The organism is Curtobacterium sp. C2H10 (assembly GCF_025407985.1).
Classification (GTDB): Bacteria; Actinomycetota; Actinomycetes; order Actinomycetales; family Microbacteriaceae; genus Curtobacterium.
Genome location: NZ_JABXGF010000008.1, coordinates 49,850 through 74,895, shown reverse-complemented (window position 1 = coordinate 74,895; position 25,046 = coordinate 49,850). Strand labels below are relative to the sequence as shown.

Here is a 25,046-nt window from a genome sequence, read left to right as displayed (position 1 = left end):
CACCGCGCCTCCCGTCTGCTCTGTCCCACGGTCGCAATCCATGTTAGTTTGTCAGGACAAAGTATCGACCTGCAGGAGGCACCATGCCGCTCGTCCGTATCGACCTCGCCACCGGCCGCACGCCCGAGGCCGTGCGCGCCGTCGCCGACGCGATCCACACCGCCATCGTCGACGTGTACGGCATCCCCGCACGCGACCGGTTCCAGATCGTCACCGAGCACCCGGCGCAGCAGATCATCGCCGAGGACGCCGGACTCGGGTTCGAGCGCACCGACGGCGTCGTGATGATCCAGGTCTTCACGCAGCGCGGGCGCGACCAGGCCGCGAAGCAGGAGCTGTACCGCGCGATCCACGACGGCCTCGCGGGGGTGGGTGTCGCGTCCGAGGACGTCTTCATCGGGTACGTCGAGAACGGGCCGGAGGACTGGTCCTTCGGCTTCGGCCGGGCGCAGTACGTGACGGGCGAACTCGGGGTCCCCTCGTTCGCCTGAGCGGGCCGCCTACTTGTCGACGAGCGTGACCTCGAACGAGTAGCGGTCCGGGCGGTAGCAGTGCACGCCGTACTCGACCGCGCGGCCCGAGGCGTCGTACGCGGTGCGGCTCATCGTGAGCACCGGGTCACCGTCCTCGATCTCGAGCAGGCCGGCCTCCTCGTCGGTGACCGCACGGGCGCCGATGCGCTGCTTCGCGACCCGCATGGTCACGCCGCGGCCGCGCAGGAGCTGGTACAGGCCGTGGGTCTGCAGGTCGTCGTCGGTGATCTCGAGGAACTCCGGCGGCAGGTAGTTCTCGAGGATCGCCATCGGGACGTCCTCGGCGAAGCGCACGCGACGGATGTGGGCGACCGTGGTGCCCGGTTCGATGCCGAGCGCCTCGGCGACGGCGTCCGGGGCGGGCACGTCGTTGCGTTCGAGGAGCTTCGTCGCCGGGGCCTGCGACCCCTGTGCGAGGTCGTCGTAGAGGCTGGTCAGCTCGACCTTGCGGGTCACCGGGCCGTGCACGACCTGGGTGCCGATCCCGCGCCGGCGCACGAGCAGGCCCTTGTCGACGAGGTCCTGGATCGCCCGGCGGATCGTCGGCCGGGACAGCCCGAGTCGCTCACCGAGGGCGATCTCGTTCTCGAGGCGGGCACCCGGGGGCATCGCGCCGGAGCGGATCGACTCCTCGATGCGCGAGGCGACCTGGAAGTACAGGGGCATCGGACCCGACCGGTCCAGGTCCATGAACAGGTCGGACGGCAGCTGGCCTTCGTTGGTCATCGCGGTCCTTCAGCAGTAGGGATTGTCGTGACAATACCACCGGGCCCGCGGCGGACCGGCCAGCGTGGCCGTCGTCAGTCGGCGAAGATCATCGGGCGGTTCGACAGCCGGGGCTGCGCAGCCGTCCGCGGCTTCTCCGCTCGGGCCCGCACTGGAGCGATGGCGACCCGGACGGCCGCGCCGAGCGCCTCGACCGTGTCCGTCCCGTGGTGCCCGGCCGCGTGCACGACGATCGCCGCACACGCCTCGGCGTCGGCGGCCGCGTCGTGGTGCTGGAAGCCCTCGTACCCGGCGGCCCGTGCCGCCATCGGCAGGCGGTAGGAGTCGAGCGTGTAGGTCTTGCGGGCGACCTGCAGCGAGCACAGCGAGTGGTGTTCCGCGAGGTCGATCCCCGTCGCCGAGCACCCACCGGCGATCACGCCCATGTCGAAGCGGGCGTTGTGCGCCACGAGCACGTCCCCGTCGGCGAACGCCACGATGTCCGGGTACTGCTGCTCCCACGACTTCGCCCCGACGACGTCCGACGCGACGATGCCGTGGATGCGGGTGTTCCACTCGAGGAAGGCGTCGTGCCCGAGCGGCGGCCGGATGAACCACGACGCCCGCTCGACGACCCTGCCCGCGCGGACCTTGACGAGTCCGACCGAGCAGGCGCTGGCGGGCGAGCTGTTCGCGGTCTCGAAGTCGATCGCGGTGAAGTTCAACGGCACGGTCCCGATCGTCGCACGCGGCGCCGACATCGCCGCAGAGCCCCTCGGCGTTGCGGCCGGGCCGGCCGTCCCGGCCGTCGGGTGGGCGGCAGTCGACGGTCGGCCGTCCGCGTCGGACTGTCGGCCTGTCGGCCTGTCGGCCTGTCGGACTGTCGGACTGGAGGCGCGGGTCGGCCCCGGTGGGCGGCCGCCGGTAGGCTGTCCTCCCGTGGCACTCACCATCGGAATCGTCGGTCTCCCGAACGTCGGCAAGTCGACCCTGTTCAACGCCCTGACCAAGAACCAGGTCCTCGCCGCGAACTACCCGTTCGCGACGATCGAGCCGAACGTCGGCGTGGTGAACCTCCCCGACCCGCGGCTGGACCAGCTCGCGACGCTCTTCAACTCCGAGAAGACCGTGCCGGCACCCGTGTCGTTCGTCGACATCGCCGGCATCGTCAAGGGCGCGAGCGAGGGCGAGGGGCTCGGCAACAAGTTCCTCGCCAACATCCGCGAGGCCGACGCCATCGCCCAGGTCGTCCGCGGCTTCACCGACGACGACGTCGTGCACGTCGCGAACAAGGTGTCGCCGAAGGACGACCTCGAGGTCATCAACACCGAGCTGATCCTCGCCGACCTCGAGACCATCGAGAAGGCGCTGCCGCGGTACGAGAAGACCGTGAAGCTGAAGCAGGCCGAGCCGATCGTGCTCGAGACCGCTCGTGAGGCCAAGGCGGCGCTCGAGCAGGGCACGCTCCTGTCCGCCACCTCGATCGACCTCGCACCGATCGCCGAGCTCGGGCTTCTGTCGGCCAAGCCGTTCATCTTCGTCTTCAACGTCGACGAGGCGATCCTCACCGACGAGTCCCGCAAGGCCGAACTGGCCGCGCTCGTCGCGCCCGCCCAGGCCGTGTTCCTCGACGCGCAGGTCGAGTCCGAGCTGATCGAGCTCGACCCGGCCGACGCCGCGGAGCTCCTCGAGTCGACCGGGCAGACCGAGTCCGGCCTCGACCAGCTGGCCCGCATCGGCTTCGACACCCTCGGGCTGCAGACCTACCTGACGGCCGGTCCGAAGGAAGCCCGCGCGTGGACGATCGGCAAGGGGTGGAAGGCACCCCAGGCTGCCGGCGTGATCCACACCGACTTCGAGAAGGGCTTCATCAAGGCCGAGGTCATCTCGTTCGAGGACCTCATGGCTGCCGGCTCCATCGCCGAGGCCCGTGCGCACGGCAAGGCCCGGATCGAGGGCAAGGACTACGTCATGCAGGACGGCGACGTGGTGGAGTTCCGCTTCAACAACTGACGCCCCACATGAGTGCTGGGATCTAGGCGGTTTTGGCGTTCCCAGTCCGGGCTGAGTCCGTGGGAGCAGCAGAAACGGTGCGCATGATGCCTGCTGCGGCCGCTCGGGTCCGGTCCTCGGCCGTTGGCCAGAGATGGATGTACGTCTGCAGCGTGGTGGTGGCCTTTGCGTGTCCGAGGGCTCGCTGAACAGTCGCCACGTCACAGCCTGCCGCGATGAGTCCGGACGCGTAGAAGTGCCGCAGGTCGTGGAGGCGCGTCGGTTCAGCGGCCGCCCCACGCAGGGTCTTGGTCCACCAGTTGTGAATCGTGTTCTGGTGCGGTGGGTTCCCGTTGTCTCCGAGGAACATCCACTATTCATCCCCGTTGGTGCCGAAGAGGGATGCGTGCTGCGTCAGCATCGTCATCAGCTCGTCAGGGAGGTGCACGATGCGCTCCGATCCGTACTTCGGCGGCGTAATCCGAACCTCGCCGCCATTGGTGCGCTGTTCCTGCCGCTGGACGTGCAGTTGCGGTCGCAAGAAGTCGATGTCCAAGAATTGCACCGCCGCGGCTTCGCCCAGCAGGAGCCCGGCAGAGGCGCAGAAGGCGATGAACGGCCGGAACCAGTCGTCCGCCGCGCTGAGTATGGACTCCACTGTCTCTGGAGTCGGGATGCGCATTGCATGGTCGGCCTTCCGAGCCCGCGGAAGTGTCACCCCGTCCGATGGGTCGCTCGGGAGGAGCTTGTCCCGTACAGCGGCACGGAGAGCCGCTCGGACATTGTTCACCCGAGTACGGATCGTGCTGGGAGCGAGAGTGAGGTTCATCGTCTTGACCCACGCCTCGACGTGTGAGCGCCGCCCTGCCGAACTCCACATCTTTGAACGTGCAGCCGCGAACCGCGACATCCATCGCTGTGACAGTCGTGGCGGCCCAGACCTGGCAAGGCGCCCAGTCAGCGTAGAAGGCCGCGAGGGTCGTCTTTGCGATGCTGGGGTCGACGTACGTGCCGTTCCGCCGAGCAGCTTCGAGGTCCGCGAGGAACCGCGTGGCCTCTCCCGTGCGGTCGCAGTGCTTTGCGCGCTCCCGCCCGGTCTCGTCGTGCCAGCGCGCGCGACAGCGGCCGTCGGGCCGCCGCTGGACACTAGCCACGGGAAGCCTCCTCACTCTGGCGCAGGATCTGCTCGAACCTGCCCCCGGCCGGGTCCGCACCCCTCCAAGACGACGCGCACAGCCGGCCACGGCTCCGCCCTGCATGATCAGGTAGGCCCTCGCAGCTACGTGATCGGGCCGCCCTCCCGGGGGTACGGCAATCCATACCCCCGGGAGGACCCCTCCCCGGCCGTCCTTCAGCCGATCGGTTCGTGCTGCATCACGCGGTGCGCGCGAGTCTGGGAAACTCGGTCAGCTCAACTTGAACCACTCCGACTGCACCGCCACGCGCCTCAACGTGAGAGTCCAGCAGCCGAAGCGCAGCACGGCCAAGTGCTTCTGCCATCCATACGGGTACCGCGTTGCCAATTTGCTTCTCCACCGATCCGTACGACCCAAACCAGGCGTAGTCGGCGGGGAAGGTCTGGAGCGCGGCCGCTTCCCGCAGGCTCAGGCCGCGGTTCTCGGTCGGGTGGATGAACGAGCCACATGCCGGAGTGGTGCAACGAGTCGTCATCGTCGGCGCGGGCTCCGCTGCCCGAACCCGCCCATAGCTCCCGGTCGCGCTCCGCACTGGGCGTCCCGTAGAGCCGATCATCTTGGTGTGACAAGCGAGTTGCAGGTCGGGCGGGAGATCGAAGCGATTGCCGTTCACAGGTACCGCTGCGATCCGACGGCCGACCGTGTCGCTAGCTCGGCGCCAGATGTGGATCGGGTCATCCGCTCTCTGGACGGCAGCAAGTCGCGTGAGCGCCTCACCGGCCGTCATTGAGTGGCGACGGGCACCCGAAGGGACCAGGGTGTCGAGGTCTTCCGGGAGCGTTGTTGCACCGCGCACCGCGATGACCACCAGGCGACGTCGGCGCTGCGGGACGCCCAGTAGCGACGCTTCAACCACGTAGTCCTGGACCAGATAGCCGAGTTCTCTCATCCCTGCCAGGAGCGACGAGAACCGCGCGTCCCTCCGGAGGCCAGGAACGTTCTCCAGGAGCACCGCCTTTGGCGCGAGTTCCTCCACAAGTCGCAGCGTGTCCAGCACGAGGTCGTTCCGCGTCTCATCGACCGCTCTGCCGCCGCGGAGTGAGGAGAAGCCTTGGCAGGGAGGGCAGGCCTTCAAGAGATCCAGTTCTCCCGGCCCGAGCCCGACGGCAGCCAGCAGATCGGCACCGCTGAGCGTGCGTACGTCCTGAACCAGCATCGTGCCGGGGTGATTCAGCTGCCAAGTCGCCGCCGCGTCTGCGTCGATCTCGACAGCGCCAACGACATCGAACCCGGCATCGCGGAGTCCCTGGGTCGCCCCTCCAGCCCCGGCGAAGAGGTCTATAGCTGTGGGCACGGTGCAACCTTAACGGAGACCAACGACGTCACCTCGTACCGGCTCGGTCAACTGGTACTCGCAACCGATCCTGCCGCTGGGAGTGCTGCTAGAACGACCTCCGGGCTCTGGAGTAGCTCCACCGCGGCGTGTTCGGCGACGATCACTAGTAGACCGCCCGTCAAGTTTTCGAGACCGTAGAGCGCCCGATCGAATGCGTCCGGGTCCATTGCCTTCCAGTCCGGACGGGACGCTTTCAGCTGCAGGATGGGGATTGCCATACCGTTCTGGTCGCCTTGTTGTAGTTCCCAAATTCTTCCTAGCAGCGCCGGGACATCGAAATTCTCCAGAGGCCGAGCGAGGGCTGCAATTCTGTCTAGCTTCGCTGCAGGCGACTCGATTGCCGCAAGGACCGGAATCATCGTCGTCAAAGGGTAATGATTCGTCTTGACGGCTTCGTACAGTGCGATGAGTGCTTCAATGGTAACAATAGATACCGGCGGATTCTGGCACTCGCATTCGTTGATGATGGCCGCAGTGCTATTGCCTTCCTTTGAGGCAAATCCCTGAAAGTCGCGAGCTACAACTATCGCGAATGAAGCCTCGACGGACCGGGCGTGCGCGGAGGCTCCGCTAATCTCGGCCTCGTCATTGGCCATCTTGTCCTTCGCGCCTTTTCCTGCACGTTTGCCTTTACCTTCTGCGGTGAAACGCGCTTCCTGTCTTCCTACTGGCGCGACCACAAGGACGTCCTCTTCCCCTGGCGCTCCATTGCGGTCGGCGACGAACCCCATAAGTCGGAACAGTTGGCTCAAGGCTAGCTCGAAGCGCGCGCCACCTTTGTAGCTCGCGGCTTGAAGTTCCTCGACCACTTCCTCGGGCCGCTTTTCGTAGCTGACCGCTAGGGAGCGGACTTGACCCTCTCGCCAATCGCTGATGCGTTGTACAAGGTCGTCAGAAAGGCCTAGGTCCAGCAAGAATCCCGCGAGAAGCGTGTCTGAAACGGCCAGGAGTTCCACGAGGCGCATTGCTTCAAGCGCTTTGGGGCCTCCACCAAATCGCCGCCGTGCGGCAGTAATGAGCGGGTGCCCCTGATTCAGCACCAATTCGTCCGTCTCCTGACGGAGAGACATGAGGGGGGCGCTCTCCTCGCCAGGTTCCTGTACTACCCGGGCGCGAGCGACGTTCAGTCGGTGGCCACTAGGGCCAGAGCGACTGCTGGCAAGAGCTGCTAGCGGTTGGCGGAAGAAGTCTCGTGAATCCGTCGGAAGGAAGGTTGCTAGTGCGGTGTCCTGAGCATCGTCGGCGTCGCGCTTCTCGATAGTTTGACGGGCGGCCAGGTACACCGCCTGCTGCAGCGTCTTCAAGGCGACCGCGGCGTCAGACTCTCCTAGGCGCTCGCGGTCAGCAAGGAGGTCCGCGTCAAGGCCGTCGGCGCGAAGGACAGCGTGGAGCCGATTGAAAGCCCCAAAAGACGGATCATTCAGCAACAATTTGGGGTCGTCGGGGTTGAGGAGGCGCTCGCGCACGTAGACGAAGAAGCCCTCGCTACGCCCGTGCTCGGCAGCGCGCCCTTCTCTCAGGCTGGTGTCGAAGAGGAGTACTTCGCCGAATACTTTTCCCAATCCCGGTAGATCGACCCATGGCATTGAAGTCGCGTCGGGTCCTTGGTCTGAGCCGAAGGTCGGCGATCCATCGACCTCATAGCGGGCTTTGGCATTTTGCCACTGTGTGGTGATGGACTCCTGCAGAACCTTCTCATCAAAGGACCAGGCGGCAAAGGAGCCTGTAAGTGCGGATGGAACAACGTCGACGTCGTCAACCTGGACTTTGAAGTCCGGCCGAATCGGCATCCCGTTCCCAAGTATCCACCGCAGGCGTCCCGGGGGCAAAGCGGCGTCATCCTTAATCTCATCCACAATGGCAAGTGTCCAATGTGGGGAGTCGAAGAGCGCGCTGAAGCCATCTGGCCTGGTGGTGAACAACTCCAGAGCAAATTCACGTGCCTCGTCCTCCGTCAGTCGAAGCATGGGGGCGTCGAATCCCCTTTGCCTGTCTCCTTCGTCTCGCGTGGCTTCTAGTGTCGGCGCGTCCTTGTAATTCACCCGCACCAAAAGGAAGTCGTCTCCACGGCGACAGAGATGCGCGAGGCGATCGCCTACTGCGTAACTCGCGAGTTTTCCAATTCCGAACTTGCCGACCATTCGGCGTCTGATCTTTCCATCGGCTGAGACGGCCGTTCGGTCTTCGGCTACTTCCAGTTTCGGGCTACGAGCAATCCACCATAGACGCTTTAGGTCCTCGGTATCCATCGATGAACCGTTATCCCAGACCAGGAGCGCGTTTCTCGCAGTCAGGCCGGGTGTGTATACAGCAACGTTCGTCGCGAGTGCGTCGTATCCATTCGTTACAAGTTCCTCCACTGCTTTGTTCGGTGAGCTGTACAGATGCTTCGAGAAATGCTGCAGAATGGCGTAGTCGATCTCGACCCAGACGGTGTCGATCGGTACGCCGATCGTCTCGGGGGCAGCGACCTGGGTGGGATCAGTCATAAGTGAGAACGTATCGGGATAGGGCCAGGAGCACCAGCGCCCCGCCGCATCGTGCGATGTCTTACCTGGCACCCGTTCAAGGGGCACGAGCCTCCACCCGCTTGCGGAACCGACGGCGTGTTCACGGATCCCACGGCAAGGTACGCCCCCAGCTCACGCTCCAGCTCCACGGCGTCTTGGTCACCCAAGCTGACAGTTCGGCTGTTCTGGCGAAGGGCTAGCTAGTCCGCCGTCAGTCCGTCGCAGACATCGGCGCGGGCTTCACTCCCCTGGCCTTGTTGGGCTCTGCTGCCGCATGAAATCGGGCATCCCGTGCTGACTCGACACGAACCCACTCGTGCGAGACGTTCCGCTTCAACAACTGATCCGTCGCCCAGGCGGTTCGCCTCGGTCGGTTCTCAGCGGGCGTACGGCCAATAGCGGAACGTCGACTGCTCGCCCCGCTTCTTCTCCGGCAGACGGTGGCCGTACGCGCCGACCGTCTCCTCGAACAGCGCTCCGTCGCGCACGACCTCGAAACGGAACCCGCTCCGGCGGTCAGAACCCGACCCTTGGTGCTGCCACGAGCCCGGGACGATCCGAAGGAGGGCGCGGGTCACGCCGCGATGTGCCGCGACGGCGTATTCGATCCCGTGACGCTCGACCGTGGCTTCGGAGAATTTGAACCACTTCGACGCCGAGTGGCCGATCTCCTGGGCGTTGTTCTCGCGCTCCGACCGCGGGAGCCAATCTGCCTTGTATCCGTAACCGTCGACCTCGGAGCCGTCGAGTGCTCGCTCACGACTGTTCTTCCACGCCCCGAGCGTGACGATGAGCAGTGGCGTCTCCGTCTCGAGCGGCGGCGCGGACATCTCGTCGAGAAGGTCCTGGAAACGCATGATGCCGTGTCCCTTGGCCGACTCCCGTCGTGCGTTCGTGAGCTGGGCGGCTTGCCGTCCCGGAAGGCGCACGGTCCCAGCGGCTTGCGCGAGGACCGGCATCGAGCGGAGCAGGTCGATGCATGCTGCCTCGACGGACGTGTACTCGACCTCGGACCGCATGCCGTAGCGGACGATCCAGATCTCCGGTTCAGCGCCGCGTTCCCTGATCGCGTTGATCATGGCGATCTTGCTGCTCGGAGCCTCGGTGCTGGCCGTGAGTAGCGCTTCCCTCCCGTGGGAGGCGAACCGTTCGCTCTGTCCCTTCCCGACGTAGAAGGGCACGCCAGTCTCAGGATCGACGAGCATGTAGACGTAGAGTCCGAGTTCGTTCGCCACCTGCTGCTGCACTCCTGGATCGATCGCGTTCTGCGCTGCCATGGTTCTTCCCCCACATTGTTGATGTTTGCTCAGAGAGACTAGAGCACGGTCGCGATGCGCGGGGTCGACGCGCCGCTTGCGGGGCTCGGCGCTGGGTCGCTGGAGTCGGTCGCGCTCGGCCAGGATGGGGCCATGACGAACGCGCAGGCGGGTTGCTACGACGCCGGTTCCGGGACGACGCGGTGGTGGGGCGGCGCCTCGTGGACGGAGCAGGTGCAGCCCGCGGCAGCGCCGTCACCGGGGCTCGGCGGGGTGATCGACCGCATCCAGGCCGGGGCCTCCGCCGGTGGGCAGCCGCGCCCTGCTCCAGCCGGTATGAGCTACGTCGTCCTGCAGGTGGTACTCAAGTAAAATCACCGGCACCGGCACCGGCACCGGCACCGGCACCGGCAACCTCACGGAGCTCGAGCGCGCGATCAACGCACAAGCGGCGCTCGGCTACCGGATGCACACGATCACCACGTCGTCCTCAGGGAGCACTGGCTTCGGCGGCGGTGGCCGGATCCAGGCGACGATGGTCTTCGAGAAGCTCGTCTGAGTACCGCGGACGAGTGCGCCGCAGGCGACCGCACGGCGTCTGTTCGTGTCGCCGCGCTAGGTTGGCGCTGAGTCCATCGCCGAGGAGGCCCCATGTCGTACGTCGTCGACTTCGAGCACGTGTCCACCGTCGGCCTGGAGCCGTCGCCGGTCGCGGACGCGCTCGCCGGACTGCGGGCGAACGAGGCCCGCTACTTCAAGAACAAGTACGACCACGTCTTCACCACCCACCCCGCCGAGGACGTACCCGACCTGGTCGACTACGTCACGAAGGTCCTCCAGGAGGAGCGGGGGCTGGTCATCGCCTCGAAGCCACTCGAAGCCACCGAGGCCTTCGTCGACGGCATCCGCTGGACCCACGTCTTCTACGAGTCCGGACTCGCGGTCAACGTCCTCTACACGCTGGAGCCGGGCGGCAAGCGAGCGGTCGGGTTCAAGCTCTCGGACGGCATGGAGGTGCCGGAGGAGCTGGCGGACAAGTTCAAGTTCGCGCGGCAGAAGTCGAAGCTGGCGGGGACGATCCGCGGTTCGTACTTCGTCGTCAAGGGCGAGTACTGACCTCGAGTCGTCCGCGCTGAGCCGATCGTCGTCCGGTTTGGCCACAGAACGCGCTTGCTCGGCCCATGCGCATCACGCCCACCTACCGTCGAGAGGCTAGGAGGCAACGTGAAGTACATCCACTACGACGGCAGCCAGATCCTCACGGGGGACGCGATCGCCGATGCGGTCGCGGATTACGCGGCGATCCTCGGTGCCAACGGCAGGACCGACACCGTTGCGATCCCCGCGGTGGCCGATGACGGCTCGGTGACCCGGACGACGGTGCTGATCGGCCCCGCGAGCGAGCTGACCGTGAGCGCGGCGCCCGACGACGAACTCGAGCCCGAGGACCACGCGTTCATCCGGCGGCTGCGGGACGCTGCGGAGCGAGCGGGGACGGAACGGCCGGTGGACGTCGACGGCGGGCACCGCTTCGCCGACGCCGACGAAGCGAACACGGCGGACGCGGACACGGCGGCCGCGGATACGGCGACCGCGGACACGACCGCGGCGGACACGGCGGCCGCGGACAAGACCGACTGACCCCACCCACGACGAAGGCCGCCGAGCAGTGCTCGGCGGCCTTCGTGTGTGCGTGCTGGGGCTCAGGCTGCGAGTGCCAGTTCGCCCACGCGGACGGACTGCGCCTGCACGAGCGTGCGGCTCGCCTCGCCGCGCCACGAGCGACCGGGCACGGTCCAGCCGGCCTCGCCGTCGATGTCGACGCGGGCGCCACGGGTGATGAAGAGACCGAGGTCGTCGGCCGGGATGCGGACGAGGTACTCGCGCTGCGAGCGCTCGTCGCGCACACCGAACTCGGCGATGCGGTCGGGGGAGACGGTCGGCGCCGCGAGGGCGGTGCCGGTGATGGTGATTCGTTCGTTGCTGGTCATGGTGTTGCGGTACTTCCTGGTCGTTCGGCGCCCAGGGCGACTCGGTGTCGGCGGACGGCTGAGTCCGGCGCGACGCATCGAGTGCGGGGCGCGCACGTCGAGCTTCGACGTGCAGCTCGTCCGTTCGGATCGAGCGGTGGTCTCGTGGGAATGCGACTCGGGTGAGTCGGCTTCGAGACGGTTCGGTGTGCGCGAGTCAGATGGGTTCGCTGCAGTGCACCAAAAGAACACTCTACTCGACGATGCCCGGATTGTCCAGGAACGATGTCCAGCGGATCCCACCGGCAGCGATGTTGCCCGAGCCGTCGAGTCTGGCGGCGGAGGACGACGGCTTGCGACCGGCCTGCTCGTGGATCAGCCCGTCGAACGCCTCGGAGAAGTCGAGGCGGGGGACTGCCGCGGTGACGGCGAGCAGGTCTGACGCCGTCCACCGGGCGAACCCGGCCCCGGAGACGTCGAGCGAGGTCGCGACCTCGAGCAGGTGTCCCTCGACGTCGAGCGCGGGGTCGACCGACGTCCACATGTGACGCTCGATCACCTCACCGACCCGACGGGCACGGGCGGCGTCCCACCCGGCACCGAGGGCGAACACGCTGCCGACCGCACCGCCGGCGTCCTCGAACGGCACGGCGTGGGCATCGAAGGACGGCGTCACGCCGAGGTCGTGCAGCATCGTGGCGACGAACAGCAGCTCGCGGTCCGGCTCGAGCTCGATGGTCGGTGCGAGGAGCGACGCCCACGCCCACGAGCGCAGGCAGTGGTTCACGAGCGCCGGCGAGGACCACGCACGCACGACATCGAGCGCCCGCGCGGCGACGGAGGAAGGCGGTGCGAGCAGCGCGTCGACGTCCAGGGTCATGGCAAGAAGGTATCGGAGGCGACCGACCGACGGACGGGAGGCGCGGTGCCAGCTGGCACCGCGCCTCCAGGCCGCGTGTTGGTTCAGTTGAGGGTCGGGGTGTCCTCCGGCACGACGCCACCGCCGTACAGGTCGGTCGCCAGGTCGCGCAGCGCGCGGAGCGCGACGCGCTGCGTGAGCGGGCCGTACGAGATGCGGGCGACCCCGAGGGCCTCGTACTCGGCGGCGGGCAGGGCGCCCGGCAGCCCGATCACGGACAGCTTGCCGCGACCGAGGCCCGCGACGAGCTGCTCCACGACGTCCCGCTGGATGGCTCCCGGCACGAACACCAGTGCGGCGCCGTTGTCGAGGAACGCCTTGCCGCGGGCGATCGCGTCGGCGATGCTCTCCTCGATCGGGCGGTCCCCGCCGCGGGCGATGGCGTCGGTGCGGGCGTTGAGCTGGAAGTCGATGCCCTCGGCCTGGGCGGCGGCGGTGATGGCGGCGACCCGGGCGACGGCCTCGTCGAACGGGCGGAGGCGGTCCTCGACGTTCGCGCCCACGATCCCCGCAGCGATCGCGCGGCGGATCGTCTCGGCCGGGTCCTCGTAGCCGTCGTCGAGGTCCGCCGTGACGGGCAGGTCCGTGGCGGCGGCGACGATCGCGGCGCCCGACAGTGCCAGGTCGAGCGGCATCCCGCCGTCGTCGTACCCGTGCGACGCGGCGATGGAGTGCCCGGCGGTGGCGATCGCCTTCGTCTCCGGAAGGTCGCTGACGACCTTCGCGCTGATCGCGTCCCAGACGTTGACGACGCGGAGGATCTCCGGTGCTTCGTGCAGCTGCTTGAGGGTGGTCGCCTTGTCGGCGGTGCTCGTGCTCATGACGCAGACAGTAGGCCGACCAGCTCGGGCAGGGATCATCGTGTCCGTCGCGCGACGTCACCGTAGCGTCGAGGACACCACCAGGAAGGACACCGACATGGAGCGTTGGAACGAGGCGATCGCCGCGGTCGAGGAACACCTCGACGGCGGCCCGGACGACACCGTGCTCGACGTGGACGAGCTCGCGCGCATCACCGGGACGAGCGAGTACCACTTCCGGCGCGTGTTCTCCGCGCTCGCCGGGATGCCGCTCTCCGAGTACGTCCGACGTCGGCGGATGACGCTCGCCGCGGCCGTCATCGCCTCGGGGACGACGACCGTCTCGGACGTCGCCGCACGCTTCGGGTACGGCTCGGCCGATGCCTTCGGGCGGGCGTTCCGCGCCGTGCACGGCATCGGGCCGCAGGAGGCCCGCGAGCCCGGCGCCGTCCTCCGGTCGCAGGGTCGGCTGTCCTTCCGTCTCACCGTCGAAGGGAGCACTCCCGTGCAGTACCGCCTCGTCCAGAAACCCGCCTTCCGTCTCGTCGGACGCTCGACCCGTGTCCCGCTCGTGTACGAGGGGCCGAACGACGCGATCCAGGCGTTCGAACGCAGCATCACCCCCGAGGACCGGGAGCGCATCGCCGGACTGTCCGACCAGGAGCCCTCGGGCGTGCTGTCCGTCTCCGATGCGTTCGCCGAGGGCCGCGCGGACGGCAGTCTCCTCCGTTACTCGGTGGTCGCCGCCACCTCGGTCGAGAGCGCACCGGGCCTCGACGTCATCGAGGTGCCGGCTGCGACGTGGGTCGTGTTCTCCGGCTCGGGACCGGTGCCCGGAGCGATCCAGGCGCTGTGGCCGCAGGCGTTCGGGGAGTGGTTGCCCGCCAACCCGTACCGTCTCGTGGCGGCGCCGGAGATCGCTCGTGTCCGGCTCGCACCCGGCGGTCGTACCGCGGAGGCCGAGCTCTGGCTCGCGGTCGAGCCTGAGCCGGGGGCGTGACGCGCATCTGCTGAGCAGCAATGGTCGGGTCGGCGCAGGCAACCCGACCATTTCTGCTCACGATGCGATCCGCGGCCGGCCCGCGCACGACGCAGGATGACGGCCGGACTCGCGCCGCGCCTCCAGTCCGATGCATGCTGGGACGCATGGCGCACGACGAGGAGGACCCGGTCGGCACCCTGCGAGGGGTCCGCACGAGCATCAAGTGGACGCGGTACGCGCCCGACGTGCTGCCCCTGTTCGTCGCCGAGATGGACCACGAGGTCGCGCCGGCGATCCGGCAGGCGCTCATCGAGCGGGTGCAGCAGTCCGACCTCGGGTACCTCGACGGGCCCGGGCCGCTCGCACCGGCGTTCGTCGCGTTCGCGAAGGACCGCTGGGACTGGGACGTCGACCCCGCCCGGGTCTCCCTCGCCACGGACGTCAGCGTCGGGATCGTCGAGTCGCTCCGCCTCGCGCTGCCGGACGGCGGCCGGGTCGCGATCACGCCGCCGGTGTACCCGCCGTTCTTCGAGCTCGTCGAAGAGGCCCGATGTCAGGTGGAAGAGGTCCCGCTGCTCGAGCAGTGGGGCGTCTACCGGCTCGACCTCGAGGGGCTCGAGCGCGCCTTCTCCGACGGCGTCCGCGTCTTCCTGCTCTGCAACCCGCACAACCCCGTCGGCCTCGTGCACGACCACGACGACCTCGTGGCGCTCGCCGAACTGGCCGCACGGTACGACGTCCTCGTCATCAGCGACGAGATCCACGCACCGCTGACGCACCCCGGTGTCCGCTTCACCCCGTTCGCCGCGGTCGCCGAGCCCGCTGGTGCGCGGAGCATCTGCGTGACGAGCGCGAGCAAGGGCTGGAACCTCGCCGGGGTGAAGTGCTCGATCATCGTCGCCGGGGACGCACGAACGGCAGCGCTCCTCGACACGCTCTGGGAGGAGGTCGCCTGCCGCACGAGCATCCTCGGGTTGCACGCGAACCTCGCGGCGTTCAGCCTGGCGACGGACTGGCTCGACGACGTGGTCGCCCGGATCGTCGCGAACGAACGGCTGCTCGGCTCCCTCCTCGCGGAGCACCTGCCCGGCGTCGTGTACACCCGGCCCCGCGCCGGCTACCTCGCGTGGCTCGACTTCCGCGGCATCGGGCTCGGGGACGACCCGGCCGTGCCGCTCCGGGAGCACGCCTACGTCGCGTTGAACTCCGGTCTCGGGTTCGGGTCGCAGGGCCGCGGGTTCGCGCGGCTCAACCTGGCGTGCTCGCCGGACACGCTGCGCGAGGCGGTGCTGCGGATCGCGGCGGCCTACCCGTCGAGTGCGCAGGAGGGGCTGGTCTGGCACGTCGCGTGAGCGGCGGGCTGGTGTGGGCCGTCAGCTGTCGGCTGTTGCCGTCGGCCTGGAGGCGCGGGTCGGCTACTCGGGTCGGCGCGCCTCGACGAGGTGCCGGGCTGAGGACGCCACGAACGGTCCGTCCCGCTGGATCAGCTCGTGCAGGTCGCGCAGACGGTCGCGGTACCGCTCGACGCTGAAGTCCGGCACCCACCAGATCACCTTCCGCAGCAGGTAGACCACCGCTGCGACGTCGCGGATCTCGATGCGGGTGCGAGCGGTCCGGAGGTCCACGACCTCGAGGCCGGCGGCGCGCGCGGCGTCGGCCTCGTCGTCGTGGTGTCGCCCCCGACGCTCGATCGGCTTCGGGCCGAGGAAGAACTCGATGAGCTCGAACACGCTCGCCGGGCCGACGTGCTGGGCGAAGTAGGTGCCTCCGGGGGCGAGTACCCGGGCGATCTCGTCCCAGTGGATCGCGGCGGGGTGCCGGCTCGTCACGAGGTCGAAGGCGCCGTCGGCGAAGGGCAGCGGTGGTTCGTCCGGGTCAGCGACGACGACCACTCCGCACGGGTGCAGGAGCCGAGTGGCGGCGGCGACGTTCGGCGCCCAGGACTCCGTCGCGACCGCCGTGGCCGGGAACGCCGTGGCCTCGGCGAGGACCTCACCACCGCCGGTCTGCACGTCGAGGCTGGCGGAACCGGGGACCTCGGCGAGGCGGCCGAGTCGCTCGCCGAGCAGCTTCGCGTAGCCCCACGGCGGGCGCTCCTCGGTGGCGCGGCCGTCGAGCCACGAGAAGTCCCAGCCGGTGACGTCGGCGGCTTCGCCGATCGCGATCAGGTCGTCGAAGGTGGTGGTGCTCACGCGGTCCATGGTGGCGTCTCCCCGGCGAGGGCGCCAGCTCGTCGCAGCTGCTCGCTGACGGGGAGCGTCAGGCCACGTACTGGTTGCGTCCGACCACGCGGATCGTCAGGTCGACCTCGCGCGCGGGCACCTCTTCGGTGAGCCCGATCCACTCGCGGGCGACGAACCCGACGGAGGGCCACCGGGTGACCTCGGTCACCAGGAACCCGTCGATGAACACCTGCCACGCGCCGCGTTCGCGGACGGCCTGCACCTCGTGTGTCGCCATGCCGCGAGCGTACCGGGTCGGTACTGCTCCCTGGCGGCTCCGCTCAGAGGTCGAGTGTCATGTGGACGTCCGCGCGGGCGTAGGGGCTCGGCGCGACCTCGTCGTGGCCGAGGTGGCGGAACCCGAACGCCTCGTACAGGTGCACGGCACTCGCCAGCTGCGCGTTGCTCTCCAGCACCACCCGGTGCGCGCCGATCGCCCGGGCACGTTCGAGCGCTGCGGCGATGAGCTTGCGGCCGGTGCCGTGCCCCTGGTGCTCGGTCGAGACGGCCATCTTGACCAGCTCGAACACCCCGGGCCCGACGGGCGCGATGCCGACGCAGCCGATGACCGGCCCGTCCGATCCCAGCCGTGCGACGAAGGCGGCGCCGCCGGGCTCGACGATCTGGCCGAGCGGGTCGCCGAGGAGCTTCCGGTCCTCGTCCTCGAGCGTGAAGAACCGGCTGATCCACGCTTCGTTGAGGACGCGGAACGCCTCGGCGTCGGCAGCGGAGGCGATGTCGGTGATGAGCACGGCGTCAGTGGTGGTCGCATCGGGCATGCACCCATCCTCGGACGCCGTGCCGAGTCCCGTCCAATACTCGTTCGCGTGGATCGATACGCTGTGTGCATGGATCGCGAGCCCGACGTCGACCTCCGGCAGCTCCGGGCGTTCCTCGCCGTGGCCGACGAACTGCACTTCGGACGTGCTGCCGAGGCGCTCCGGATCGCGCAGCCGGCACTGTCGCAGCAGATCCGGCGGACGGAACGGGCGCTCGGCGTCGACCTCTTCGTGCGGACGAGCCGCAGCGTCGCGCTCACCCCGGCCGGACGGGTGCTGCAGGGCCGGGCACGATCACTCCTGCAACAGGCGCGCCGGGACCTCGACGAGACCGTGCGGGTGGGCCGGGGCGAAGCGGGTCGCCTCGACGTCGGGTTCGTCGTCTCCGCGCTGCCGCTCGGTCCGATCGAACGCGTGCAGGTGTTCCGGGAGCGTTACCCGCTCGTCCGCGTGGAACTCACCGAGGGCTACTCGTCGACCCTGCTGGCGCGGATCGTCCGCGGGGAGCTCGACCTGGCGATCGTACGAGACCCCGATCCCGACCCGGCCGTGCGCTTCCTGCCGTTCCGCAGCGAGCGGTTCGTGGCAGCGGTCCCGCGCGGGCACCGGCTCGCGGCACGGGCATCGATCCGGGGACCGGAGCTGCTCGACGACCCGTTCGTGTTCTTCCCGGCGGAGGCCGGATCGGTCGCGACCGAACGCAACCTCGCCCCGGTGGTGTCCGGCGCCCGGCGACCCGTGGTCGTGCAGGAGGCCACCACCTGGGCCACGGTGCTGCACCTGGTCGGCGCCGGCCTCGGGGTGACGGTCGCGCCGGAGAGCGCCACGCTGGCCGCTCCGGACACGGTCGTGCTGCTGCCGCTCGAGGCGGACGACCACCGGAGCGAGCTCGTCTGGGCCGCCCGCGCCGACGACGACCGCGAGATCCTGCGGAACTTCATCGCCGCGACGGAGTGAGTCCGCAGCGCCGGTCCCCTCACGCCAGCGGCAGCACCGGTGCCCGCTGGTCCCCGAGCTCGTCCACCCGCCAGGGTCGGGTGCCGCGGAGCGTCAGGCCGAGCTGCGCGAGCACGAAGCCCACGTGCGGTTCGACGTCCGGGTCCCACGGCCCCTCGACGCCGAGTCCGAACGCGCCGAGCTCGTCGTCGGCCTCGTCGCAAAGGGTGAGGCGCCACCGGCCGTCTCCGAGTTCCTCGACGACGGCCCACCGGGCGGTGCTGAACCGGCTCACGCGGTCTTCGCCACGTCCTCGGTGAAGTTCCGCACCCGCTGCAGGAGCGCCTCGCCGCGCATCGCGATCGTCGCCGGCGGGTTGAGGTGCGGCGGCGCGGTGCGGATCAGCATCGGGCACCCGAGGTCCTCGCAGATGTAGGAGCCGATGGTGTTGCCGTTCCGCCCCGATTCTCCGGCACGCGCGGCCGAGAACAGGCGGACCTGCGTCGCCGGCTGCGGGGAGTGGCAGAACGAGCACATCGCCGCGATCCCGGGGCGGAGGGACCCGCCGGCGGAGCGTACGACGATCCCGACCGGGCGGTCGTCGATCCACGACACGATGTAGCCGCGGCGGGCGGCCTGCGGGTCGCGCCACCCGAGGAACTCGCGCTCGTCCCACAGCGTCTCGTGCAGGCCGGGGATGGGCAGCTGGGCGAGTTCGTCCGGGGTGGCGTTGACGAACGACGAACGGATGTCTGCTTCGGTCAGTGGCTTCACGGTGCCATCACCATATGCCCCACCGCCGACACGCGTCAGGACCCCAGACGGGAGGCGCGGATCGCCCCGAGCGCGCTCGTCCCGTCCGCCACCAGGACGGCTCGCCGCAGCGCGTCGCGTCCGACACGTCGTGCGGCCGCGTCGTCGGCGGCGAACTCCACGAGGACGCGCGTCGAGCGCGCCATGGCGCGCGCACCGGGGATCCACGGGACCGCACGCTCGATCGACTCGGCGATCCCGACCGCGACCGCGTGGCGCTGGGTCAGGTGCGCGCGTTCGTGGGCGACCACGGCCTCCAGTTCGTCGGTGCGCAGACGGTCCGCGAGCCCGGTGCTCACGAGCACGCCGCCGGACCTGCCGGGGACAGCGCAGGCGAGTGCGTGGTCCGCCTCGAGGACGGACACCGGCGTGCCGTCGATCTCGCGGTGCGGTGCCGCGCCGGAGCGCATCGCCTCGCGAACGGCCTCGTGCTCGGGGCCGGGCCGGACCCGGACCGCGATCACGAACGCGAGCACGGCGAGCAGGGCGACCCCGACGTTGAGGCCGTGCGTGGGGGAGCCGCCGAAGCCCATCGGGTCGGTGATCGGGCGGTTCGCCACGACGAGCAACGTGATGCCCGCGACGAAGCCGACCACGCCGAGCAGCACCGCCACCGACCAGCACACCAGCGCGGTTCGCGGCCGGTCGATCGTCCACGCGGAGCGGGTCAGGACCCGGGGCGCGAGCACCACGACCGCCAGGGCGAGCGCGATGAGGACGACTCCGGTGACGACCACGGCGGATCCGTCAGGAACGGGCTCGGGCGTCGAGGGCGCGGCGGATGACGTCGAGGTCGTCGGAGGCGAGCGAGCCGGTGAACTGCAGCAGGGCGGCTTCGCGGTCGGTCGCGGCAGCGAGGGCGTTCGACATGAGGGAGGCGGTCTGCTCCTCCCTGCTGTTCGTCGCACGGAAGGTGAGCGGTGCGTCGTCGTGCTGCTGCCGCTCCACCCGGCCCTTGCGACCGAGGCGGTCGAGCACGGTGAGCACGGTCGTCAGTGCGGGCCGGGGTTCCGGGAAGGCGTCGAGCACCTGGCGCGCGCTGAGCCCGCCGTCCGCCGACCAGAGCGCGTCGAGCACCGCCTGCTCGAGCTGCCCGCGGGGGCGTGATCGCTGACCTGCCATCCCCGCATTCTACGAGATGTCGAACCACGGGGTCCGTCACATGCCCGAAACGCGGGGTCGGTATGATCGGCCCGACAACTGAAGACCGGCCGTTCATCCGTCGCGGGAGACGTCGTGCGGTGCCCTGGGCACCCAGCACGGCACCGAAGGAGCAATCCCCCCGACAATCTCTCAGGTCCCACACCGCAGCGGACAGGCCACTCTGAAAAGCAGCCACGATGCCCCCACCGGGTCGGTCCGTGGCTCGCCCACGGTGAAAGCCGCCGGACCTCACGGGCCGCGGTGAAACTCTCAGGCCCATGACAGAGGGGGAGTTCCGCCCGACGACGGTCGTCGGGTCCTGCCGATGCCAGGAGAACTCCGCCCATGCCAACGTCCCCACTGCGCTCGTCGCCGCTGGAGCCCGCCCACGAAGCCGCCGGCGCCACCTTCACCGACTTCGCCGGGTACCGGATGCCCGTCCGCTACTCGTCCGACCTCGCCGAGCACCACGCCGTGCGTCAGGCCGCCGGTGTCTTCGACCTCTCGCACATGGCGGAGGTCGGCGTCACCGGTCCGCAGGCCGTGGCCTTCCTCGACCACGCACTCGCCGGGTCGTTCGGCGCGATGCCGGTCGGACGGGCGAAGTACTCACTCCTCCTCGCCGAGGACGGCGGGATCCTCGACGACCTCGTCGTCTACCGCACCGACGAGGACGTCTTCCTCGTCGTCGCGAACGCGTCGAACCGGCAGGTCGCGGTGGACGCCCTGACCGCACGGGCCGACGGCTTCGACGTCGAGGTGTCGGACGACTCGGACACCACCGCACTCGTCGCGATCCAGGGCCCGGCCGCTGCCGGAACGCTCGACGCGCTCGTCGTCGCCGACCGGCTCCAGCCGGAGAGCCCCCTCGACGAGCTCGGGTACTACCGGGCGCTGCACGCGGTGTTCGACGGCGCCGAGGTCCTCGTCGCCCGCACCGGCTACACCGGCGAGGACGGCTTCGAGGTCTACAGCGACCCGTCCGTCGCCGGAGCGCTCTGGGACGCCCTGCTCGAGGCCGGCGCCGACCGCGGGGTCGTGCCCGCCGGCCTCGCCGCCCGCGACACCCTCCGGCTCGAGGCGGGCATGCCGCTCTACGGGCACGAGCTCGGCACCGACGTCCGTCCCGCCCAGGCCGGCCTCGGCCGGGTCGTGGCCAAGGACGGCGACTTCGTCGGCGCCACCGGCGTCACCCCGTCGGACGACGCCCGCGTGCTCGTCGGCCTGGTCACCGAGGGCCGCCGGGCCCCGCGTGCCGGGTACGACGTCGTGCAGGACGGCGTCGTCGTCGGCACCGTCACCTCCGGTGCGCTCTCGCCGACCCTCGGCCACCCCGTCGCGATGGCGTTCGTCGACCCGGCGTTCGCCACCGAGGGACAGCTCCTCCACATCGACGTCCGCGGAACGGCCATCCCCAGCACCGTCACCGCGTTCCCCTTCTACCGCCGCGCCTCGAAAGGCTGATGCAATGACCGACCAGACCGCACTCCAGTACACGGCCGACCACGAGTGGCTGCTCGTCGAGGGCGACACCGTCACCGTCGGCATCACCGACCACGCCGCCGAACAGCTCGGTGACGTCGTCTACGTCGAGCTCCCCGCCGTCGGCACCGCCACCACCGCGGGCGAGCAGATCGGCGAGATCGAGTCGACCAAGAGCGTCGGCGAACTCTTCGCCCCGATCGAGGGCGAGGTCGTGGCGATCAACGACGCCGTCGTCGACGCCCCCGACACCGTCAACCAGGACCCGTTCGGCGCCGGCTGGCTCGTCAAGATCAAGGTGGACGGCACCTCCTTCCCCGAGGACCTCATGGACCACGACGCGTACCGGGCGTCCATCGCATGACCGGCGACCTCCAGAACCTCCAGACGTCCTTCGCCGACCGCCACATCGGCACCACCCCCGCCGACCAGCGGACGATGCTCGACGCCGTCGGCCAGCCGTCCCTCGACGCCCTCGTCCGCGCCGCGATCCCCGAGGCGATCCACGCGGCGCCGACCGTCCACTCGGGCATCCCCGCGGCGATCGGCGAGACCGAGGCGCTCGCCGAACTCCGCGCCAAGGCCGCCCGCAACACCGTCCGTCGCGCCATGATCGGGCTCGGGTACCACGGCACCCACACCCCCGCGGTGATCCAGCGGAACGTGCTCGAGAACCCCAGCTGGTACACGGCCTACACGCCGTACCAGCCGGAGATCTCGCAGGGCCGGCTCGAGGCGCTCATCAACTTCCAGACCATGGTCTCGGACCTGACGGGCATGGCGACCGCCGGCGCCTCGATGCTCGACGAGGGCACGGCCGTGGTCGAGGGCATGCTCCTCGCCCGCCGGGCGTCCAAGGTCACGGGCGACGCGTTCCTCGTCGACGCCGACCTGCTGCCGCAGACCCGTGCGCTGCTCGACCACCGGGCCGAGGCCGTCGGCATCGCCCTGCGCGGGTTCGACGCCGTGGCCGGACCGACCGACGAGCAGCTCGACGGCGCCTTCGGCGTCATCGTGCAGTACCCCGGAGCCTCCGGTCGGATCGTCGACCCGTCGTCGGTCATCGAGCGCGTGCACGCCGGTGGGGGCATCGCGGTCGTCGCGGCGGACCTCCTCGCGATGACGCTCCTCGCCAGCCCCGGCGACCTCGGCGCCGACGTCGCCGTGGGCACGAGCCAGCGCTTCGGCGTCCCGCTCGGCTTCGGCGGCCCGCACGCCGGGTACCTCGCCGTCCGTGCCGGCCTCGAGCGCCAGCTGCCCGGCCGTCTCGTCGGGGTGTCCTTCGACGCCGACGGGCAGATGGCCTACCGCCTCAGCCTGCAGACCCGCGAGCAGCACATCCGCCGCGAGAAGGCGACGAGCAACATCTGCACCGCGCAGGTCCTGCTCGCCGTGATGGCCTCGATGTACGCCGTGTACCACGGTCCCGAGGGGCTCCGCTTCATCGCGGACCGCGTCGCCCGGACGACATCGGCGCTCGCCGGGGCCGCCCGTGACGCCGGGCTCGAGGTCGTGCACGACGCGTTCTTCGACACGCTCACCCTCCGCGCCCCCGGACGCGCCGAGGCACTCGTCGCCGCGGCCCGTGACGCGGACCGCCTGCTGCACCTCGTCGACGCCGACACCTTCCAGCTGTCCGTCGACGAGACGACGACGCCCGAGGACGTGACGGCCCTCGCCGTCGTGTTCGGCGCGGTCGACGCGACCGTCCCGGCGACGGAGACCGCCGTGCGGGACGTGGCCACGCGCCTCCCGTCCGACCTGCTGCGGAGCAGCGAGTACCTGACGCACCCGGTCTTCAGCGCCCACCGCAGCGAGACCCGCATGATGCGGTACCTCAAGCACCTCGCCGACAAGGACTACGCGCTCGACCGCGGCATGATCCCGCTCGGCAGCTGCACGATGAAGCTCAACGCGGCGACCGAGATGGCGGCCGTGACGTGGCCGGAGTTCGCGAACATCCACCCGTTCGCGCCGCGCGACGACGTCGAGGGCTACCTCGACATGATCGGCGACCTCGAGTCCTGGCTGGCCGAGGTCACGGGGTACGACACGGTCTCCCTGCAGCCGAACGCGGGCAGTCAGGGCGAACTCGCCGGACTCCTGGCGATCCGCGGGTACCACCGGTCCCGCGGCGACGAGTCCCGCACCGTCTGCCTCATCCCGTCGAGCGCGCACGGCACGAACGCCGCGTCGGCCGTCCTCGCCGGCATGCAGGTCGTCGTGGTCGCCTGCGACGAGAACGGCAACGTCGACCTCGACGACCTCCGCGCGAAGACCGAGCAGCACGGCGACCAGCTCGCCGCGCTCATGATCACGTACCCGTCCACGCACGGCGTCTACGAGCACGACATCCGCGAGATCTGCGCCGCCGTGCACGACGCCGGTGGCCAGGTCTACGTCGACGGCGCAAACCTCAACGCCCTGCTCGGCCACGCCCGGTTCGGCGACTTCGGCGGGGACGTCTCGCACCTCAACCTGCACAAGACGTTCTGCATCCCGCACGGCGGCGGCGGGCCCGGGGTCGGGCCGGTCGCGGCGAAGTCGCACCTCGCACCGTTCCTGCCGGGCCACCCGTTCGCGCAGGACGCCGACCGTCGCACCGGCTCCGTGCGCGCCGAGGGTTCCGACCGCGACGCGCACGCCGGTGGCCCGGTCAGTGCAGCGCCGTACGGCAGCCCGAGCATCCTGCCGATCACGTGGACGTACGTCCGGATGATGGGGCTCGAGGGGCTCACCCGTGCGACCGAGGCCGCGGTGCTCGGGGCGAACTACATCGCCGCACGCCTGCGCGACGCGTTCCCGGTGCTCTACACGGGGGAGTCGGGTCTCGTCGCGCACGAGTGCATCCTCGACCTCCGCCCGCTCCGGGACACGACGGGCATCACGGTGGACGACGTCGCGAAGCGCCTGGTCGACTACGGGTTCCACGCCCCGACGATGTCGTTCCCGGTCGCGGGCACGCTCATGGTCGAGCCGACCGAGAGCGAGGACCTCGCCGAGCTCGACCGCTTCGTCGACGCGATGCTCGCCATCCGTGCCGAGGCCTCGGCGGTCGAGCGCGGGGAGTGGCCAGCGGACGACAACCCGCTCGTGCACGCCCCGCACACCGCGTCGTCGGTGATCTCGGGGGAGTGGACGCACGCCTACACCCGCGAGCAGGCGGTCTATCCGCTGCCGGGCATCAGCGCCCGGAAGTACTGGCCGCCGGTGCGCCGGATCGACCAGGCGTACGGCGACCGCAACCTCGTGTGCGCCTGCCCGCCGGTCGAGGCGTTCGCCTGATCCCGAGCTCGCGTAACGTGTGCCCCGTCCGGTGTCCCGGGCGGGGCACACTGCTGTGCGCAGCCAGGCAATCGGCTTGCACAGAGTTGTGCACGGACGCAAGCATCTCGATGCGGTTGCAACAATCTCGCCCCGGCGTCCGTGATCCGCCCGAATCTTGCATCCTCTCGCAAGGATCGTGCAACTT

Annotated in this window: 28 protein-coding genes and 1 riboswitch; of the genes, 11 read left to right on the top strand and 17 right to left on the bottom strand. The window is 69.6% G+C overall.

The window, feature by feature from the left end:
- Positions 1–83: 83 nt before the first annotated feature.
- Positions 84–491 (top strand): tautomerase family protein, encoded by a 408-nt coding sequence (locus tag HWD93_RS06015; protein WP_070416741.1) that lies wholly within the window; start codon positions 84–86, stop codon positions 489–491.
- 9 nt (positions 492–500) lie between these two features.
- Here HWD93_RS06015 and HWD93_RS06010 read toward each other — a convergent pair whose 3' ends face one another.
- Positions 501–1,259 (bottom strand): GntR family transcriptional regulator, encoded by a 759-nt coding sequence (locus HWD93_RS06010; RefSeq protein WP_261646343.1) that lies wholly within the window; start codon positions 1,257–1,259, stop codon positions 501–503.
- Positions 1,260–1,333: 74 nt separating this feature from the next.
- Positions 1,334–1,969 (bottom strand): exonuclease domain-containing protein, encoded by a 636-nt coding sequence (locus HWD93_RS06005; RefSeq protein WP_083295392.1) that lies wholly within the window; start codon positions 1,967–1,969, stop codon positions 1,334–1,336.
- A gap of 208 nt (positions 1,970–2,177) precedes the next feature.
- Between HWD93_RS06005 and ychF the strand changes: the two genes are divergently transcribed.
- Entirely contained in the window at positions 2,178–3,251 is a 1,074-nt protein-coding gene (gene ychF / locus HWD93_RS06000) for a redox-regulated ATPase YchF (RefSeq protein WP_070416738.1), read from the top strand.
- 22 nt (positions 3,252–3,273) lie between these two features.
- Here the strand turns inward: ychF and HWD93_RS05995 are convergent, their stop codons facing one another.
- The 5 genes from HWD93_RS05995 to HWD93_RS05975 form a co-directional block, all read right to left on the bottom strand.
- On the bottom strand, positions 3,274–3,600 hold the full coding sequence (locus HWD93_RS05995; protein ID WP_261646342.1) for a tyrosine-type recombinase/integrase: 327 nt from the start codon (positions 3,598–3,600) through the stop codon (positions 3,274–3,276).
- A gap of 3 nt (positions 3,601–3,603) precedes the next feature.
- Positions 3,604–3,912 carry a hypothetical protein gene (locus tag HWD93_RS05990; protein ID WP_261646341.1) on the bottom strand — a complete coding sequence of 103 codons (309 nt, stop codon included), beginning with the start codon at positions 3,910–3,912 and terminating at the stop codon, positions 3,604–3,606.
- A 692-nt stretch (positions 3,913–4,604) separates the two neighbouring features.
- Positions 4,605–5,720: a DNA cytosine methyltransferase gene (locus HWD93_RS05985; protein ID WP_261646340.1), complete on the bottom strand. Its 1,116-nt coding sequence runs from the start codon at positions 5,718–5,720 to the stop codon at positions 4,605–4,607.
- 47 nt (positions 5,721–5,767) lie between these two features.
- Positions 5,768–8,251, bottom strand: coding sequence for an ATP-binding protein (locus tag HWD93_RS05980; RefSeq protein WP_261646339.1), 2,484 nt, complete (start codon positions 8,249–8,251; stop codon positions 5,768–5,770).
- Positions 8,252–8,649: 398 nt separating this feature from the next.
- A complete protein-coding gene (locus tag HWD93_RS05975) occupies positions 8,650–9,549 on the bottom strand; it encodes a GIY-YIG nuclease family protein (RefSeq protein WP_261646338.1) in 900 nt (299 codons plus the stop codon).
- Between the two features lie 132 nt (positions 9,550–9,681).
- On the opposite strand from HWD93_RS05975, the gene HWD93_RS05970 reads away from it, so the two are divergent.
- The 3 genes from HWD93_RS05970 (at position 9,682) to HWD93_RS05960 (ending at position 11,169) form a co-directional block, all read left to right on the top strand.
- Positions 9,682–9,900: a DUF2510 domain-containing protein gene (locus HWD93_RS05970; RefSeq protein ID WP_261646337.1), complete on the top strand. Its 219-nt coding sequence runs from the start codon at positions 9,682–9,684 to the stop codon at positions 9,898–9,900.
- Between the two features lie 279 nt (positions 9,901–10,179).
- Positions 10,180–10,644, top strand: coding sequence for a phage tail protein (locus HWD93_RS05965; protein WP_261646336.1), 465 nt, complete (start codon positions 10,180–10,182; stop codon positions 10,642–10,644).
- Between the two features lie 108 nt (positions 10,645–10,752).
- A complete protein-coding gene (locus tag HWD93_RS05960) occupies positions 10,753–11,169 on the top strand; it encodes a hypothetical protein (protein ID WP_261646335.1) in 417 nt (138 codons plus the stop codon).
- 62 nt (positions 11,170–11,231) lie between these two features.
- Here HWD93_RS05960 and HWD93_RS05955 read toward each other — a convergent pair whose 3' ends face one another.
- From HWD93_RS05955 to HWD93_RS05945, 3 genes are all read right to left on the bottom strand, one after another.
- A complete protein-coding gene (locus HWD93_RS05955; RefSeq protein ID WP_071294526.1) occupies positions 11,232–11,519 on the bottom strand; it encodes a hypothetical protein in 288 nt (95 codons plus the stop codon).
- 232 nt (positions 11,520–11,751) lie between these two features.
- Positions 11,752–12,378 (bottom strand): HD domain-containing protein, encoded by a 627-nt coding sequence (locus HWD93_RS05950; protein ID WP_261646334.1) that lies wholly within the window; start codon positions 12,376–12,378, stop codon positions 11,752–11,754.
- Positions 12,379–12,461: 83 nt separating this feature from the next.
- The gene (locus HWD93_RS05945; RefSeq protein WP_261646333.1) at positions 12,462–13,238 is read right to left on the bottom strand and encodes an isocitrate lyase/phosphoenolpyruvate mutase family protein; all 777 of its coding nucleotides are present in this window, start codon (positions 13,236–13,238) and stop codon (positions 12,462–12,464) included.
- A 97-nt stretch (positions 13,239–13,335) separates the two neighbouring features.
- On the opposite strand from HWD93_RS05945, the gene HWD93_RS05940 reads away from it, so the two are divergent.
- Positions 13,336–14,217: an AraC family transcriptional regulator gene (locus HWD93_RS05940; RefSeq protein WP_261646332.1), complete on the top strand. Its 882-nt coding sequence runs from the start codon at positions 13,336–13,338 to the stop codon at positions 14,215–14,217.
- A 146-nt stretch (positions 14,218–14,363) separates the two neighbouring features.
- Entirely contained in the window at positions 14,364–15,551 is a 1,188-nt protein-coding gene (locus HWD93_RS05935) for a MalY/PatB family protein (protein WP_261646331.1), read from the top strand.
- A 63-nt stretch (positions 15,552–15,614) separates the two neighbouring features.
- On the opposite strand, the gene HWD93_RS05930 is transcribed toward HWD93_RS05935, so the two are convergent.
- Genes HWD93_RS05930 through HWD93_RS05920 form a run of 3 tightly spaced genes read right to left on the bottom strand, consistent with a single transcriptional unit; the run spans position 15,615 to position 17,200 of the window.
- Entirely contained in the window at positions 15,615–16,400 is a 786-nt protein-coding gene (locus HWD93_RS05930; protein ID WP_261646330.1) for a class I SAM-dependent methyltransferase, read from the bottom strand.
- A gap of 58 nt (positions 16,401–16,458) precedes the next feature.
- The gene (locus HWD93_RS05925) at positions 16,459–16,659 is read right to left on the bottom strand and encodes a hypothetical protein (protein ID WP_071294532.1); all 201 of its coding nucleotides are present in this window, start codon (positions 16,657–16,659) and stop codon (positions 16,459–16,461) included.
- A 43-nt stretch (positions 16,660–16,702) separates the two neighbouring features.
- On the bottom strand, positions 16,703–17,200 hold the full coding sequence (locus HWD93_RS05920; RefSeq protein WP_071302033.1) for a GNAT family N-acetyltransferase: 498 nt from the start codon (positions 17,198–17,200) through the stop codon (positions 16,703–16,705).
- Positions 17,201–17,269: 69 nt separating this feature from the next.
- Here HWD93_RS05920 and HWD93_RS05915 point away from each other — a divergent pair, with 69 nt between their 5' ends.
- On the top strand, positions 17,270–18,157 hold the full coding sequence (locus HWD93_RS05915; RefSeq protein WP_261646329.1) for a LysR substrate-binding domain-containing protein: 888 nt from the start codon (positions 17,270–17,272) through the stop codon (positions 18,155–18,157).
- Between the two features lie 19 nt (positions 18,158–18,176).
- Here the strand turns inward: HWD93_RS05915 and HWD93_RS05910 are convergent, their stop codons facing one another.
- Genes HWD93_RS05910 through HWD93_RS05895 form a run of 4 tightly spaced genes read right to left on the bottom strand, consistent with a single transcriptional unit; the run spans position 18,177 to position 20,071 of the window.
- Positions 18,177–18,431 carry a hypothetical protein gene (locus HWD93_RS05910; protein WP_261646328.1) on the bottom strand — a complete coding sequence of 85 codons (255 nt, stop codon included), beginning with the start codon at positions 18,429–18,431 and terminating at the stop codon, positions 18,177–18,179.
- Positions 18,428–18,910, bottom strand: coding sequence for an FBP domain-containing protein (locus tag HWD93_RS05905; RefSeq protein ID WP_070416724.1), 483 nt, complete (start codon positions 18,908–18,910; stop codon positions 18,428–18,430). The genes HWD93_RS05910 and HWD93_RS05905 overlap by 4 nt, the downstream gene beginning before the upstream one ends.
- 35 nt (positions 18,911–18,945) lie before the next feature.
- Positions 18,946–19,686, bottom strand: coding sequence for a M56 family metallopeptidase (locus tag HWD93_RS05900; protein ID WP_070416723.1), 741 nt, complete (start codon positions 19,684–19,686; stop codon positions 18,946–18,948).
- Between the two features lie 10 nt (positions 19,687–19,696).
- Positions 19,697–20,071, bottom strand: a complete 375-nt coding sequence (locus tag HWD93_RS05895) for a BlaI/MecI/CopY family transcriptional regulator (RefSeq protein WP_070416722.1) — start codon at positions 20,069–20,071, stop codon at positions 19,697–19,699.
- A 93-nt stretch (positions 20,072–20,164) separates the two neighbouring features.
- Positions 20,165–20,267, top strand: a riboswitch (glycine riboswitch).
- Between the two features lie 170 nt (positions 20,268–20,437).
- Here HWD93_RS05895 and gcvT point away from each other — a divergent pair.
- Genes gcvT through gcvP form a run of 3 tightly spaced genes read left to right on the top strand, consistent with a single transcriptional unit; the run spans position 20,438 to position 24,859 of the window.
- Positions 20,438–21,556 carry a glycine cleavage system aminomethyltransferase GcvT gene (gcvT, locus tag HWD93_RS05890; protein ID WP_261646327.1) on the top strand — a complete coding sequence of 373 codons (1,119 nt, stop codon included), beginning with the start codon at positions 20,438–20,440 and terminating at the stop codon, positions 21,554–21,556.
- A gap of 4 nt (positions 21,557–21,560) precedes the next feature.
- Positions 21,561–21,938 (top strand): glycine cleavage system protein GcvH, encoded by a 378-nt coding sequence (gene gcvH, locus HWD93_RS05885; protein WP_071294536.1) that lies wholly within the window; start codon positions 21,561–21,563, stop codon positions 21,936–21,938.
- Positions 21,935–24,859, top strand: a complete 2,925-nt coding sequence (gene gcvP / locus HWD93_RS05880) for an aminomethyl-transferring glycine dehydrogenase (protein ID WP_261646326.1) — start codon at positions 21,935–21,937, stop codon at positions 24,857–24,859. The genes gcvH and gcvP overlap by 4 nt, the downstream gene beginning before the upstream one ends.
- Positions 24,860–25,046: the final 187 nt, after the last annotated feature.

Bases quoted from the DNA above. Each gene is read 5' to 3' on its own strand.
- gcvT (WP_261646327.1), top strand. From the start codon at position 20,438: ATGCCAACGTCCCCACTGCGCTCGTCGCCGCTGGAGCCCGCCCACGAA.
- HWD93_RS05940 (WP_261646332.1), top strand. From the start codon at position 13,336: ATGGAGCGTTGGAACGAGGCGATCGCCGCGGTCGAGGAACACCTCGAC.
- HWD93_RS05895 (WP_070416722.1), bottom strand. From the start codon at position 20,071: ATGGCAGGTCAGCGATCACGCCCCCGCGGGCAGCTCGAGCAGGCGGTG.
- HWD93_RS05965 (WP_261646336.1), top strand. From the start codon at position 10,180: ATGTCGTACGTCGTCGACTTCGAGCACGTGTCCACCGTCGGCCTGGAG.
- HWD93_RS05970 (WP_261646337.1), top strand. From the start codon at position 9,682: ATGACGAACGCGCAGGCGGGTTGCTACGACGCCGGTTCCGGGACGACG.
- gcvH (WP_071294536.1), top strand. From the start codon at position 21,561: ATGACCGACCAGACCGCACTCCAGTACACGGCCGACCACGAGTGGCTG.
- HWD93_RS06015 (WP_070416741.1), top strand. From the start codon at position 84: ATGCCGCTCGTCCGTATCGACCTCGCCACCGGCCGCACGCCCGAGGCC.
- HWD93_RS05945 (WP_261646333.1), bottom strand. From the start codon at position 13,238: ATGAGCACGAGCACCGCCGACAAGGCGACCACCCTCAAGCAGCTGCAC.
- HWD93_RS05935 (WP_261646331.1), top strand. From the start codon at position 14,364: ATGGCGCACGACGAGGAGGACCCGGTCGGCACCCTGCGAGGGGTCCGC.
- HWD93_RS06010 (WP_261646343.1), bottom strand. From the start codon at position 1,259: ATGACCAACGAAGGCCAGCTGCCGTCCGACCTGTTCATGGACCTGGAC.
- HWD93_RS05920 (WP_071302033.1), bottom strand. From the start codon at position 17,200: ATGCCCGATGCGACCACCACTGACGCCGTGCTCATCACCGACATCGCC.
- HWD93_RS05980 (WP_261646339.1), bottom strand. From the start codon at position 8,251: ATGACTGATCCCACCCAGGTCGCTGCCCCCGAGACGATCGGCGTACCG.
- HWD93_RS05995 (WP_261646342.1), bottom strand. From the start codon at position 3,600: ATGTTCCTCGGAGACAACGGGAACCCACCGCACCAGAACACGATTCAC.
- HWD93_RS05915 (WP_261646329.1), top strand. From the start codon at position 17,270: ATGGATCGCGAGCCCGACGTCGACCTCCGGCAGCTCCGGGCGTTCCTC.
- HWD93_RS05990 (WP_261646341.1), bottom strand. From the start codon at position 3,912: ATGCGCATCCCGACTCCAGAGACAGTGGAGTCCATACTCAGCGCGGCG.
- HWD93_RS05925 (WP_071294532.1), bottom strand. From the start codon at position 16,659: ATGGCGACACACGAGGTGCAGGCCGTCCGCGAACGCGGCGCGTGGCAG.
- HWD93_RS05975 (WP_261646338.1), bottom strand. From the start codon at position 9,549: ATGGCAGCGCAGAACGCGATCGATCCAGGAGTGCAGCAGCAGGTGGCG.
- gcvP (WP_261646326.1), top strand. From the start codon at position 21,935: ATGACCGGCGACCTCCAGAACCTCCAGACGTCCTTCGCCGACCGCCAC.
- HWD93_RS05955 (WP_071294526.1), bottom strand. From the start codon at position 11,519: ATGACCAGCAACGAACGAATCACCATCACCGGCACCGCCCTCGCGGCG.
- HWD93_RS05950 (WP_261646334.1), bottom strand. From the start codon at position 12,378: ATGACCCTGGACGTCGACGCGCTGCTCGCACCGCCTTCCTCCGTCGCC.
- HWD93_RS05930 (WP_261646330.1), bottom strand. From the start codon at position 16,400: ATGGACCGCGTGAGCACCACCACCTTCGACGACCTGATCGCGATCGGC.